This window comes from Pseudomonas rossensis, from assembly GCF_039888995.1.
Classification (GTDB): Bacteria; Pseudomonadota; Gammaproteobacteria; order Pseudomonadales; family Pseudomonadaceae; genus Aquipseudomonas; species Aquipseudomonas rossensis.
In genome coordinates this window covers 1-13,092 of sequence record NZ_JBBWCB010000146.1, presented here as the reverse complement: position 1 = coordinate 13,092, position 13,092 = coordinate 1, and the positions used below count along the sequence as shown (strand labels likewise).

The window sequence follows — 13,092 nt, the reverse complement described above, 5'->3', positions numbered from 1 at the left end:
CTTGGCCAGCAGGTCGCCGCGGAAACTGTCGCGGATCAGCACCCTGGCCATGACCGAAATGCCGCTGGCGCCAATGCCCTGAACCAGTCGAAACGCCAGGAACGATTCAAGCGTCTGGCCCAGGGGCAGCGCCAGATTGCCCAACCCGTAGATGCCCAGCGCGGCGAGCAGCACCGGTTTGCGGCCGATGCGCTGGCCAAGGCTGCCCCAGAACAACATCGGCAGCGCCATGCCGATCAGATACACCGCCAGCCCCCAGGAAACCTGCGAGGCGTCGGCGGACAGATCCCGGGCCATGTCCGGCAGCGCCGGCAGGTAGATGCTCATGCCCAATTGGGCGAGGAAAACCGTGCAGCAGGTGACAAGGAGGGTGGTGCTGCTCTTCATTGAATCTTCCCTGGTTTCAGTTCAACAGCCGATGTCCCGGCCTCGAATGCGTAAAAGCTCGGTGATGAGTTCACAAAAGTGGCGGATCAGCGTGGGCTCCATGTCGGCGCGCAGGGTGATTCTGATGGCTGCCTTGCCTTGTGCGACCACCGGAAAAAAGACGGCCGAGGTGAAGAAACCGTGATTGGCAAGTTCCATGGCGATGCTGTTGGCCAGCGCTGCTTCGCCGCAGTTGACCAATCGAATGGCCATGTTGCTGTTGTGTTGATCGGTGCGGATGAGGCTGTCGAACAGCCGGATATTAACCTGAAGTTTTTCCTGTAACGCGGCAAATTCCGGCGTGCGATGAAGCTGGATGGACGCTCTGCCCGCGCCAATGGCTGCACTGTTCAAGCTTTGCGACCAATTGCTGGGGCCGCCGTAACGCGCAATGAGCTTCTTTTGCCATTCATTGCCCAGCATCACCAGACCACCGCTGGCGCCAAACGACTTGGCCAGCGAGGCGACGATCAGGCAGTCATCCTCCAGGGCATGCAACCTGGGGCGCACGAGGCCTGCGCCGAATGTTCCGACGGCGGACAGCGCGTGGGAATCGTCCAGATAGAGAAACAACCCATAGCGGTCCTTGAGATACAAAAGACTGTCCATGTCCGCGACCCCGCCCATGCTGTAGGCGCCGTCGGCGACATACGCGACGGTGCGGTGTTGCTGACACTGCTTCTCGAGAAAATCCATGTCGTTATGAGGGCAGGTCACGACCGTGGTTTCATCGGCGCAGGCGGCTTTGAGGTGATTCATCGAGTAGTGCGCCAACCGGTCGAAGACCATCACGGGAGGGCGGTTTTCCGTGAACACGCCGCTGGCCAGCAACGGCAGGATTCCGGCACTCGCCGCACTGCACGACAAGGTGCTCAGGCAACTGGCGCCGAACAACTCGGACAGTTCGGTTTCGTACTGTTCCAGAATTGCCAGCTTGCAGCGGTTCTTTGAGTTGGCGACGCGCAGGGTGCCGGTTTCCCACAGTGTATTCATGGCGCCGTCGAGAATGTCGGGATGGTGATCCAGGCCCAGGTACGACGTCGTGCAGAAATGATGAAACGCGCGCCCGTGCTGATCGAGCATCCGGTTGGCACTTTTGATTTCGACGTTAAGCCCCGAAATTTTCCCGGCTTCAGCGCTCTCCCAATCGTGATCGGCCAACGCGATGACTTTGCGGTAGTTGGTGTAGCGGTTTGCCGCCCGTGCTGTCTGGTTTATATGAAAATGACTTTCCTTGAGTGAAACGATCCATGGGTGTGTTGCAGTTCGTGTGTGTTTCCAGACTTTACAGAGCGCGGCGGAGGCTTTGAATCGGCTGTTTCCGGTACGGCTGAGTGTTACAAGAGATTTATGTGTAGGGCGATACCTCGTGATGTTGTGGGCAATTTGCTTTGCCGAGTCGCGTAGAAACCGGGCTATCCTGCCGACTCAGTCGAACAGAAGTCATCGAGCCCTCCATGCTGCAAAAAAGCCTGATCCGCCGCCTCGACCTGATCACTCTCCAGCTGTTTGTCGCCGTTCATGAGGAGGGCACGCTGACCCGTGCCGCCGCGCGTGAAGCCATCGCCGTGTCGGCGGCCAGCAAGCGGCTGATGGAGTTGGAAGAAGCGCTGGGCATTAGTCTGTTCGTGCGCCAGGCCAAGGGCATGACCCTGACGCCGGCCGGTGAAACCTTGTTGCACCATGCCCGGCAGATGCTGTTCAACGTCGAGAAAATGGGGCTCGAACTGGGCGAACACAGCCACGGTATCCGCGGCTATGTGCGGATGCTCGCCAACCTGTCGGCGATCATTCAGTTTCTGCCCGAAGACTTGCGAGACTTTTCCGAGCGTCACCCTCAGGTCAAGACCGACCTCGAAGAGCGCCCCAGCAGCGGGGTGATTCAGGGTGTGCTGGATGGCGTGGCAGACCTTGGGATCTGCTCCAGTGACAGCGACGTCAAAGGCCTGCACAGCGTGCTTTATCGACAGGACAAACTGGTGGTGTTGATGCTGCCCGATCATCCGTTGGCGAGTCGTTCCAACCTGGCTTTCGCCGATACGCTGGACAGCGATTACGTCGGTCTGCACTCCGCCAGTTCGATCAATATGCGAACCCACGCGGCCGCGCGCCAGGCCGGCAAAGTGCTGCAGCTACGGATTCATGTACCGGGTTTCGATGCCATGTGCCGGATGGTCCAGGCCAACATGGGCATCGGCATCCTGCCGCAAAAAGCCTATGAGCTGTTTGGCCGGGCGCTGGGCTTGCACGCGGTGCCGTTGACGGATGACTGGTCGGATCGCGCGTTGGTACTGGTGGTGCGCGATGAAGCGGCACTGTCGCCGGTGAGCCGGATGTTGTTTGAGCAGTTGCGCGGGCAGGTCTGATCATTCTCGATTGGAAGGACTGGCCTCATCGCGAGCAAGCTCGCTCCCACAGTGGATCTTCGGTGTGACATAGATCGAGTGTGGGAGCGGCGGTGCGACGATTCGACTTGCTCGCGAAGGCTGACCTGAGGTCGCAGTAATCTTCCAGACCGTTCGCGTTTCGCGAACGTTCGTTGCCAACTGAAGGTTGGATTCCAGGCCCCGTGGTCCTCTAGCCTTGGCTCATATTCCAAGAACAACATGAGGTACCCCGCGATGACTGCCCCCTTGAGTGCAATCAAAGTGATCGAGATCGGCACGCTGATCGCCGCGCCGTTCGCCGCACGCATGCTCGCCGAGTTCGGCGCCGACGTGATCAAGATCGAAGCCATGGGGCAGGGCGACCCGCTGCGCAAATGGCGCAAGCTGCACGAAGGCACGTCGTTGTGGTGGTACCTGCAATCGCGAAACAAGAAGTCCCTGGCGCTGAATCTGAAATCCCCCAAAGGCATCGAACTGGTCAAGCAACTGGCGACCAGCGCCGACGTGTTGATCGAAAACCTGCGCCCCGGCGCCCTGGAGAAACTCGGCTTGGGCTGGGACGTGTTGCACGCCCTCAACCCTAACCTGACGCTGGTGCGTATTTCCGGTTATGGCCAGACCGGCCCGTACCGTGATCGTCCGGGGTTCGGTGCGATCGGCGAGGCCATGGGCGGAATTCGCTACACCACCGGCATCCCCGGTTCACCACCGGCCCGGGTGGGCGTCAGCCTCGGCGATTCCCTGGCTTCGTTGCACGCGGTGATCGGTGCCTTGATGTCGTTGCTGCGGGTCAAGACCGGGCAGGGCGGTGGGCAAGTCGTCGATGTGTCGCTGGCTGAAAGTGTGTTCAACGTCATGGAAAGCCTGGTGCCGGAATACGACATGCTCGGCCATGTTCGTGAGCGCAGCGGCGGGGCCTTGCCGGGCATCGCGCCGTCCAACACTTATCTGACGGCCGATGGCGCCTACGTGGTGATCGCCGGCAACAGCGATCCGATCTACAAGCGCTTGATGGACGTGATCGGTCGCCGTGATCTGGCCGATGCGCCGGAGTTTGCCCATAACGACGGGCGTGCCGCCAAGAGCAACGTGCTCGATGCGGCGATCACTCACTGGACCAGCAGCCTGTCGATCGACGATGTGTTGTCGGCACTGGAAGCTGCCGAAGTCCCGGCCGGGCGTATCTATTCAGTCGCCGACATCGTCGCCGATCCGCACTATCAGGCGCGGGACATGCTGCTCAACGCCGACCTGCCCGGCGGTGCCACGGTGAAGATGCCCGGCATTGTGCCGAAAATGTCCGAGACGCCCGGTGGCGTGAACTGGTCCGGTCCTACGTTGGGCCAGCACACCGACGGCATTCTCGCGGGACTGGGCCTTACAGATTCGGACATCGAACGGTTGAAAGCTGCAGGGGTGGTGCAATGATCACTGATTTTTCCGAGACCCTGATTGTTCAGGAAGTCTCCCCTCGCGACGGCTTGCAGATCGAGCCGACCTGGGTCGAAACCTTCGACAAGATTGCCTTGATCGATCAGCTGTCGCTGGCCGGTTTCAGCCGCATCGAAGCAGGCTCGTTCGTTTCCCCCAAGGCTATTCCGGCGCTGCGCGACGGTGAGCTGGTGTTCAAGGGCATCACCCGGCAACCGGGGGTGATTTATGTCGCGTTGATCCCCAACCTGAAAGGCGCGCAGCGGGCGTTGGCGACCAGGGCTGACGAGTTGAATCTGGTGATGTCCGCCAGCCAGACCCACAACCTGGCCAACATGCGCATGCGTTGCGAAGCCTCATTGGCCGCGTTCGGCGAGATCGTGCAATACGTTCGCGGGACGACGGTGCGACTCAACGCCAGCATCGCCACCACCTTCGGCTGCCCGTTTGAGGGCAAGATCGATGAGGATCGTGTGCTGCAAATCGTCGAGGCTTATCAGGAACTCGGGATCCAGGGCATTACCCTGGCCGACACCACCGGCATGGCCAATCCGCGGCAGGTTGATCGTCTGGTGCGGCGGGTCTTGCAGCGAGTTTCGCCCGCTGATTTGACCCTGCATTTCCACAACACTCGGGGGCTCGGTCTGTGCAACGTGCTGGCCGCCTACGAGGCCGGTGCCCGTCGCTTCGACGCGGCACTGGGCGGGCTCGGCGGTTGCCCGTTCGCGCCGGGTGCCTCGGGCAATATCTGCACCGAAGACCTGGTTAACCTGTGCGATGAGATCGGCATTCACACCGGGATCGATCTGCCGCTGTTGCTGCAATTATCGCGAGGATTACCCGCGCTGCTGGGCCACGAAGTGCCCGGTCAGCTGGTCAAGGCCGGACGCAATTGCGATCTGCATCCGACGCCGTCCTGACCCAACTCAAAACCTTGTGGGAGCGAGCTTGCTCGCGATAGCGGTGGGTCAGCCAATTGCTCTGTCGGATATGACTCAGTCATCGTCGGATCGCCGCCCGGACCAAGCTCGCTCCCACAGTAAAAGCATTCACACCCGATCCTCTCAACCAGACAACAAAAACAATCGGACACCCACGGGCAGTCCGCCTGGAGAACCATCATGAGCCTTAATGTACTGGAGGCGGGCGCGAGCCCGTCCGTTAGCCACGACGAAGAAAAAGCCCTGGTCAGCAAAGTCGCCTGGCGCCTGATGCCGTTGATCATGGTCTGCTACCTGTTCGCGTTTTTCGACCGCATCAACATCAGCTTCGCCAAGTTCCAGCTGCAGACCGACCTGAGCCTGAGCGACACCGCTTACGGCCTCGGCGCCGGGTTGTTCGTGGTCGGTTACGTGATCTTCGAAGTGCCGAGCAACATGATGCTGTACAAGGTCGGCGCCCGGCGCTGGATCGCCCGGATCATGATGTCCTGGGGACTCGCCACCGCGGCCATGGTCTTCGTCAATAGCGAATGGCAGTTCTACGCGCTGCGCTTTGTGATTGGCGCGATGGAGGCCGGTTTTGCGCCGGGAGTCCTGTATTACCTGACGCTGTGGTTCCCGCAGCACTATCGCGGACGCATCACTTCGATGTTGTTTCTGTCGTCGGCATTTGCAGGTCTGGTCGGCGCACCGTTCTCCGGGCTGGTGCTGCAACACCTCGACGGCTTCCTCGATATGCGCGGCTGGCACTGGCTGTTTCTGCTGGGCGGCGTGCCTTGCATTGGCCTCGGCTTGCTGGTGCTGACGTTGCTCAAGGACCGCATCGAAGACGCTCACTGGCTGACACCGTCAGAGAAGACGCTGCTGGCCAGCCGTATCGCGCACCATGAACCGCACAAGAGCGGTGGCTCGTTGCTCGCCGCACTGCGGATTCCGGGTTTCCTGACCCTCGGGCTGATCTACTTCCTGATTCAGGTGGCGTCCTACGGCTTGAACTTCTGGGCCCCGCAACTGATTCGCAGCGCCGGCACCGAGAGCCCGGTGATGATCGGTTTGCTGACCGCCATCCCTTACATCTGCGGCGCGATCAGCATGGTGGTGATCGGGCGGTTGTCCGACTCGACTGGCGAGCGGCGCAAGTTTGTCGCAGGTCTGGTTGCGGTGGGCGCGGTAGGGTTTTTCTGTGCGGGGATCTTCGCTAACCACACGACCTTCCTGATTGCCGCGCTGGGCTTGCTCGGTGCCGGGATCATCGCCTCCATCCCGAGCTTCTGGACCCTGCCGCCAAAACTGCTGGCCGGTGCTGGCGCAGGGGCTGCGGGCGGGATCGCAGTAATCAACACCCTCGGCCAGTTCGGCGGCATCGTCAGCCCGGTGATGGTGGGGCGGATTAAAGACCTGACGGGCAGCACCACGCCGGCGCTATACGTCATCGGAGTTTGCGCGCTGATCGCCGTTGCGCTGCTGCTGTGGGGGTTGCCGCAGAAGCTGCGCACGCTCGACAAGTTTTAAAAGATCGCAGCCTTCGGCAGCTCCTACCTGGGACCACGCATCCCTGTAGGAGCTGCCGGAGGCTGCGATCTTTTGATTTTCAAGAGGCTGCAATCACCGCTTTGGCCGGTGTAGCGCTGAACTGAATCAACACCACTCCCGCCACTAGCATCAAAGCGCCAACCCCCCGCGACACGGTCATCTGCCGCTCGACCAATCCAAACATTCCGAAGTGATCCAGCGCCAGCGACGCAACCACTTGCCCGGCCAGCGCCAACGCCATAAACCCCGATGCCCCGAGTTTGGGCAGCAACATCAGCGCCAATGAAATAAAGCACACCCCAAACGCGCCACCGGTCCACATCCACAGCGGCGCCTTGCTGATGAACGCCAGCGACGGCAACGGCAACCGCAGCGCCAACATAACCGGCAATAACACCACAATACTCACCAGCAACGACGCGAGGGTGGCCCACAACGGATGGCCCAAACCGCGCCCGAGGTTGGCGTTGATCGCGCTTTGAAAAGGCACCACCGCCCCGGCGATCACGGCCAGCAGCAAGAGCCCGGTCCAATGCAACGTACTCATGATAATTCTCCAACAGGTTTTGCTGGACTCTAGAGTATTCGTCGCGCAGATTTAAATTCCAAATCGCTATCCAGAACATGCATCAGATGAATGATCTTCGGCGCGTCGACCTCAATTTGTTGGTGATCCTCGACACCTTGCTCAGCGAGCAACACGTGACCCGTGCCGCCGAGCGCTTGCACCTGAGTCAGCCGGCCGTCAGTCATGCCTTGGCGCGGTTGCGTGATCTGCTCGGCGATCCTTTGCTAGTGCGGGCGGGCGCCGGCCTCGTGCCAACCCCGCGAGCCCTGGAGTTGATGGCACCTTTGGCCGACGCCCTGGCTCAGGTGCAATCGCTGCTGGCACCGAATACCTTCGATCCGGCCACTGCCAAGCGCACGTTTCGACTGGCGATGTCTGACTATGGCGCTGCAATCGTCCTGCCGGGGTTGATACGGACCTTGCGCCGGGAAGCGCCGGGCATCGATCTGCAAATCAGCCATGCCAGCCGCGAAGGCATGCTCGAGGGTGTGCTCAACGGCGACATCGACGTGGCGGCAGGCGTCTTTCCAGAGTTGCCGAACGAGTTGCGCAGCAGCCCGCTGTTCGAAGAGCACTACGCCTGTCTGGTCGACCGCAACAGCCTGCCTGCCGATGGCGTGCTCGACCTGCCGACCTACCTCGCCCGCCCCCACGTCCTGCTGGAAATGCGCGGCAGCGGCACCCCGGAAATCGAACGGGCCCTGACCGCCCTGCGTGAACGCCGTCGCGTGGCGATCAGCCTGCCGCACTGGAGCGTCGCTCCGGAGTTCATCAGCGGCACTGATCTGATTCTTACCGTTGCGTCCCGAGGGTTGCTCAATATCGATGAACAGTCGTTGATCGTGGTCCCGCCGCCGTTTCACATTCCGTCGTTTACATTTGTGTTGGTTTGGCACAAGCGGCGGGGCGGGGATCAGGCGTTGAACTGGTTGAATGGGCGGATTGAGGAGGGGATAGTGCGCGGCGACCAAACCACTGGCTCATCAATTAACGATTGAGGTAAAAAAATTGCTCACTGGCCTCAACCACCTGACCCTCGCCGTCACCGACGTCAACCGCAGCGTGGCGTTTTATCAAGATCTGCTGCAACTGCGCCTCGAAGCTATCTGGGACACCGGTGCCTATCTCTCATTACCGGGCCTGTGGCTATGCCTTTCCCTCGATCCGCTGCGCAAATCCGAACCCGCCGCCGACTACACCCATTACGCCTTCGGCATCAGCGCATCGGATTTCCCGTTGTTCGTCGAGCGCCTGCAATCCGCCAGCGTGCAGGAGTGGCGCGACAACCGCAGTGAAGGCGCGTCCTTCTATTTCCTCGACCCGGACGGCCACAAGCTTGAAGCCCATGTCGGTGACCTGGCATCACGGCTGGCAGCCTGTCGTGAGCGGCCCTATGCGGGAATGAAGTTCTTCGACGATCTGTAAGTCGGGTTCCGGGAACCTGAGATAGACTTGCGTGCATTCACCCCGGCTCAACAGGACTTCCAATGACCCCATCGCTGCTAATGGCTGTTCTCGCCTCGGGCTTTATCTACGGCATCACGCCGGGGCCGGGTGTGTTGGCGGTGTTCGGCATCGGTGCGGCGCGTGGTCGGAGGGCCGGGGCGGGGTTTCTCTGCGGGCATTTGCTGGGGGATGTGGTCTGGTGCAGCACCGCGCTGATCGCGATTGTCGGTGCACGGGAAATCGGCAGTACCGCGTTCGATGTGCTGGGCGTGTTCAGCGGGCTGTATCTGTTCTGGCTCGGTCTGCGTGCGGTTCGTGCCCGTCGCAGCAGTGTTGAAGCACCACAGGGCCCTGCGCGGCAGCCGTTCTGGCACGGCATTCTGTTTGGCCTGACCAATCCGAAGGCTTACCCGGTGGCGGTAGCGACTTTTACGGCGCTGCTGTCCAGCCGTGTCGAATTGCTGCACTGGTCGATGCTGCCGTGGCTGATTGTCCTGAGCTTCGTCGGTGGCCTCATGGCCTACGCTATCCTCATTGGCATTGTCGGTGCGCGGCAGGTGCGCATGTTGTACCAGCGCCATGAGCTGTTGATCACCCGGCTGTGTGGGCTGATGTTTATCGGATTCGCCATCAACGCCTTGGCGCATGCATTGCCGGGGCTGGTGACGAACAAGGCGTGAGGCTGATCGCAGGGAGGCGTCAGTTGTACTGATGGGGCAGGGATGGTTTTTTATTGCTGCATTGTTCGGACAAGCGCTCTGCACCATGGCAACCAGAAATTCCGCGCCGTCGGCGAGTTACATCGATCTCTTGCTGGACGCCGTCTGTGCGGTCGATACACAAGGTCGCTTCGTATTTGTCAGCGCGGCCTGCGAGCGTATTTTCGGTTATACCCCCGAGGAGCTGATCGGTCAGCCGATGATCGACCTGGTGCATCCCGCCGATCGTCAGCGCACCCTCGACGCCGCGCGGGAGATCATGGGCGGCGAACCCAAGCTCAATTTCGAAAACCGCTACCTGCGCAAGGATGGCCGAGTGGTGCACGTCCTCTGGTCGGCGCGCTGGTCGGAGGTCGACCAATTGCGTATCGCCGTGGCGCGCGACATCACCGAGCGCAAGCAGGCCGAGTCCCGGCAAGCAGCGTTGTATGCGATCTCCGAAGCGGCCCACGCGGCGGAAGATTTACTGGCGCTGTTCAAACGCATCCATTTGATCATCGGTGAATGGCTGCCGGCGCTGAATTTCTCCGTGGCGCTGTATGACGAACACTGTGCGCAGCTGAATTTCCCCTATCACGTTAACGACCATGAGCAGCAACCCGAGCAGCCCGGAACGATCACCGGACGCCTCTGCGCCGAGGTAATTCGCAGTGGCCAGCCGATTCTGCTGACCCCGGATCAGGACAATCCCCTGGAGGGGTTTGAGGCGCTGGTCGCGGGCCAGCATTCACCTTGCTGGCTGGGTGTGCCGTTGAGTTCACAAAACGGCACCATCGGTGCGCTGATCGTTAAAAGCGTGCCCGGTGGTGAGCGCTACACCGAACAGGACAAGGAGCTGCTGCAATACGTTTGCGCCCAGGTCGCGACAGCGATCGAGCGCAAGCAATTGCATGCCCGACTGCAACGGATGGCGCAGTACGACCAACTGACTCAATTGCCCAACCGAGAGTTGCTCCGGGACCGGCTCAAAGACTCACTGACGCTGGCTCGGGCGGACTCCGGCCGAATGGCCCTGCTGTACGTCGACCTCGACCGCTTCAAGCAAGTCAACGACACCCACGGCCATGCAGTCGGCGACATGCTGTTGCAAGCGGTCGCCAATCGGCTCAAAGGCTGCGTGCGCGAAACTGACACGGTGGCGCGCATTGGCGGTGACGAGTTTGTGGTGTTGTTGCACAGCATCCACGCGTCGGAAGACGCCAACAACGTGGCGGGAAAAATCCATCAGGTTCTGGCTCAACCCTTGCGTCTGGATGGGCACAGCGTGAACATCCACCCGAGTATCGGTGTCGCTCATTACCCCGAGCACGGCACCGAGGAAAAGCAGCTGTTCAGGCATGCCGATGAGGCCATGTATGCCGCCAAGCGCGAACATCACCAGCGCCTCGGGGCCTGAAAAATCTGCCACCGTTCGTCGCGGCGATTTCAACTTTTCTAAACCTTTGCGGTGATCGAAATTCTGATCCTATGCGGGCTCCTGCTCGCCGCGATCATCACCAAGAGGTAGAGAATCATGCCTAACTCAAGAAACTCGAACTCGGGAAACTTCGCCAACGATCGAACGAAGGCGCCTGAAGCCGGTCGCAAAGGTGGGAAAACTACCACCACGACTGTCGATAAAGACCCTGCGAAACCCGACATGGGCCGCAAAGGTGGCCAGAAATCGAAGTAGCGGTGAAGGTAGTTTTGATTGAGAGGCGGGAGCGTAAGCTCCCGTTTGAATTTTTTACGAGGAGGGCGCGACCATGAGCCGGATGGCCACCCGATTACGCAATGCCAGTTTTGCCACGTTGCTGGGCCTGTGCGCGAGCAGTGCCTTTGCCCAGTCCCCCGCCGAATTCATCAACGATGCATCGGCCAAAGGCATGGCCGATATCGAAGCCAGCCGCCTGGCGCACCAGAAAACCGAATCCAAAGAGGTCAAGGACTACACCATCGTCGTCATCAACGACCGCACCACCGCCAACCAGCACCTGGCGAAAATCGCCAAGCAACTGGTTTTGCCGGTGGCTCCGCGCGAAGAGGTAGTCGATAAAGCCAAAGCCTTGATGCCGGACGTGAAGGACGGCGCGAGCTTCGACCAGGCCTACGCGGCCAGTCAGGTGAAAACCACCCAGGAAGCCATCGAACAGCTTCAACAGGCAGCGCAAACCACCGACGTGCCTGAAATCAAAGCCTTCGCCGAAGAAACGTTGCCCAAACTGCAGAACCACCTGGAAATGGCCAAGGCGCTGCAAGCCAGTCGCTAACCCACGAAGTACGCGGGTGACCTCGGGCCACCCGCGATGTCCGATCAGCACTCATTCAAATCCTGCTTACCTTTTTCCTGGATGACGGTGCCGTCCAGGGAAATCGTTTCGCCCTCGCCAAGTTGCCGATACTGCTTTCTCAGCGCTTCCAACTGCTTGAGGTCCAGCGCTTCGAGCCCCAGCATCGCGTTCTGCGCATCCTTCGTCACCCGCAGCAACTCATCGATCTTCAAATGCAAAATGTCCGTGTCGCGGTTCTGGGTGTTCTGGATCAGGAACACCATCAGGAAGGTGATGATGGTGGTCGAGGTATTGATGATCAGCTGCCAGGTGTCGTCGAAATGAAAAATCGGCCCACTCAGACCCCATAGAAAAATCAGAATGATCGCCCCCATGAACGTCTTTGGGCTGCCCGCCCACAGGGCAAGTTTCTGAGCGACTTTTGCGAATTTCATAGCCGTGTTCCTTATAGGGATGCGCCTGATTTTCAGACAGCGACGGCGAGTTGGAAATTCTAATTACTTACCTATGCCCACTGAAAAAACGGTTATCTGAGCCTGGTACCTTCTACATTGGAATATGGTTGGCGTAGGAGCTGCCGAAGGCTGCGATCTTGGTGATGTCAAAGACGGATTGAGCCAGGGCTGGGTAGAAGAAATCTAGAGCGTTCTCAATTCTTGGCTGGATTCTTTCTTTGTGCCGGTTTGTGTCTAGTATCAAAGGCAATCAATTTGCCAGCATGCAAACACACGGATCGAACCAGATAAGAGGCCACTCATGGAATTCTTCGAAAAGTTAGCAAGCTTAGCCGCCAAAGTTCGTTTGCAAGGCGCTGCCATTAAGACGGAAGAAGCGACCAAGAACGCGTTTGTCATGCCATTTATCAGCACGTCCGTGAGCAGTTCCATGAGCTAACGAGAAAGGCCGTGGTGCAGTTTCTCAACGACCAAATCAACGATAGGCTTAAGTCGGCCATGAGCGGTGCTATTCAACCCGCGTTAGCCTCTTTGTCGGTTTCTTCCAGCAGTGCTGAGCAGCCGGATTTGCGAGACGAGTCAGAGGACAAGGTTCTGACAACGCTGGAAGAACTGGAGGGGTATCACATCGTCCGTGCCGTCGTTCGGTCTGTTGTCGATGCGAAGCGGATTGTTCAGCGCGACACCCAGAGTTACTTCGGCATTCTGCTCGACGACAACAACCGCAAACCGATCTGCCGTCTGCACTTCAATCGTTCACAAAAATACATCGGCATATTTGACGAAGAGAAAAATGAAACCCGGCACGCAATTAACTCGATAGACGATATCTACGAATACTCGGATCACTTGAAGAAGACTGTTGGATATTACGACTAACCGAGCTTGCTCGGTGCGAAAAAAACCGGCCATCACG

At 59.5% G+C, this 13,092-nt stretch carries 15 protein-coding genes and 1 pseudogene; 12 read left to right on the top strand and 4 right to left on the bottom strand.

Annotation, left to right across the window (positions count from 1 at the left end; translation table 11 throughout):
- Window positions 1–387 (bottom strand): MFS transporter (locus WLY71_RS25975; RefSeq protein ID WP_347805823.1); only part of this gene is annotated, 387 nt, incomplete at its 3' end.
- A 21-nt stretch (window positions 388–408) separates the two neighbouring features.
- The gene (locus WLY71_RS25970) at window positions 409–1,644 is read right to left on the bottom strand and encodes an aminotransferase class I/II-fold pyridoxal phosphate-dependent enzyme (RefSeq protein WP_347805824.1); all 1,236 of its coding nucleotides are present in this window, start codon (window positions 1,642–1,644) and stop codon (window positions 409–411) included.
- Window positions 1,645–1,883: 239 nt separating this feature from the next.
- On the opposite strand from WLY71_RS25970, the gene WLY71_RS25965 reads away from it, so the two are divergent.
- The 4 genes from WLY71_RS25965 (at window position 1,884) to WLY71_RS25950 (ending at window position 6,697) form a co-directional block, all read left to right on the top strand.
- The gene (locus WLY71_RS25965) at window positions 1,884–2,792 is read left to right on the top strand and encodes a LysR family transcriptional regulator (protein ID WP_347805822.1); all 909 of its coding nucleotides are present in this window, start codon (window positions 1,884–1,886) and stop codon (window positions 2,790–2,792) included.
- Window positions 2,793–3,047: 255 nt separating this feature from the next.
- The gene (locus tag WLY71_RS25960; protein ID WP_347805821.1) at window positions 3,048–4,241 is read left to right on the top strand and encodes a CaiB/BaiF CoA transferase family protein; all 1,194 of its coding nucleotides are present in this window, start codon (window positions 3,048–3,050) and stop codon (window positions 4,239–4,241) included.
- The gene (locus WLY71_RS25955; RefSeq protein ID WP_347805820.1) at window positions 4,238–5,164 is read left to right on the top strand and encodes a hydroxymethylglutaryl-CoA lyase; all 927 of its coding nucleotides are present in this window, start codon (window positions 4,238–4,240) and stop codon (window positions 5,162–5,164) included. The genes WLY71_RS25960 and WLY71_RS25955 overlap by 4 nt, the downstream gene beginning before the upstream one ends.
- 201 nt (window positions 5,165–5,365) lie before the next feature.
- The gene (locus WLY71_RS25950) at window positions 5,366–6,697 is read left to right on the top strand and encodes an MFS transporter (protein WP_347805819.1); all 1,332 of its coding nucleotides are present in this window, start codon (window positions 5,366–5,368) and stop codon (window positions 6,695–6,697) included.
- Window positions 6,698–6,776: 79 nt separating this feature from the next.
- On the opposite strand, the gene WLY71_RS25945 is transcribed toward WLY71_RS25950, so the two are convergent.
- Window positions 6,777–7,265, bottom strand: a complete 489-nt coding sequence (locus WLY71_RS25945) for a DMT family transporter (protein ID WP_347805818.1) — start codon at window positions 7,263–7,265, stop codon at window positions 6,777–6,779.
- A gap of 77 nt (window positions 7,266–7,342) precedes the next feature.
- Here WLY71_RS25945 and WLY71_RS25940 point away from each other — a divergent pair, with 77 nt between their 5' ends.
- From WLY71_RS25940 to WLY71_RS25915, 6 genes are all read left to right on the top strand, one after another.
- Window positions 7,343–8,284: a LysR substrate-binding domain-containing protein gene (locus tag WLY71_RS25940; RefSeq protein WP_347805817.1), complete on the top strand. Its 942-nt coding sequence runs from the start codon at window positions 7,343–7,345 to the stop codon at window positions 8,282–8,284.
- 10 nt (window positions 8,285–8,294) lie between these two features.
- A complete protein-coding gene (gene fos / locus WLY71_RS25935; RefSeq protein WP_347805816.1) occupies window positions 8,295–8,711 on the top strand; it encodes a fosfomycin resistance glutathione transferase in 417 nt (138 codons plus the stop codon).
- A 62-nt stretch (window positions 8,712–8,773) separates the two neighbouring features.
- Window positions 8,774–9,412 (top strand): LysE family translocator, encoded by a 639-nt coding sequence (locus WLY71_RS25930; protein WP_347805815.1) that lies wholly within the window; start codon window positions 8,774–8,776, stop codon window positions 9,410–9,412.
- 85 nt (window positions 9,413–9,497) lie between these two features.
- Window positions 9,498–10,847 (top strand): sensor domain-containing protein, encoded by a 1,350-nt coding sequence (locus WLY71_RS25925; protein WP_347805814.1) that lies wholly within the window; start codon window positions 9,498–9,500, stop codon window positions 10,845–10,847.
- 117 nt (window positions 10,848–10,964) lie between these two features.
- On the top strand, window positions 10,965–11,123 hold the full coding sequence (locus WLY71_RS25920; RefSeq protein WP_347805813.1) for a KGG domain-containing protein: 159 nt from the start codon (window positions 10,965–10,967) through the stop codon (window positions 11,121–11,123).
- 73 nt (window positions 11,124–11,196) lie between these two features.
- Window positions 11,197–11,700 carry a DUF4142 domain-containing protein gene (locus WLY71_RS25915; protein WP_347805812.1) on the top strand — a complete coding sequence of 168 codons (504 nt, stop codon included), beginning with the start codon at window positions 11,197–11,199 and terminating at the stop codon, window positions 11,698–11,700.
- 44 nt (window positions 11,701–11,744) lie between these two features.
- Here the strand turns inward: WLY71_RS25915 and WLY71_RS25910 are convergent, their stop codons facing one another.
- Entirely contained in the window at window positions 11,745–12,155 is a 411-nt protein-coding gene (locus tag WLY71_RS25910) for a low affinity iron permease family protein (RefSeq protein WP_347805811.1), read from the bottom strand.
- Between the two features lie 322 nt (window positions 12,156–12,477).
- Between WLY71_RS25910 and WLY71_RS25905 the strand changes: the two genes are divergently transcribed.
- Together WLY71_RS25905 and WLY71_RS25900 are read left to right on the top strand one after the other, a co-directional pair.
- Window positions 12,478–12,615, top strand: coding sequence for a hypothetical protein (locus WLY71_RS25905; RefSeq protein WP_347805810.1), 138 nt, complete (start codon window positions 12,478–12,480; stop codon window positions 12,613–12,615).
- Window positions 12,579–13,055 (top strand): annotated as a pseudogene (locus WLY71_RS25900) (restriction endonuclease); the annotation flags it as partial. The gene WLY71_RS25905 and the pseudogene WLY71_RS25900, both read left to right, overlap by 37 nt.
- Between the last annotated feature and the right edge of the window lie 37 nt (window positions 13,056–13,092).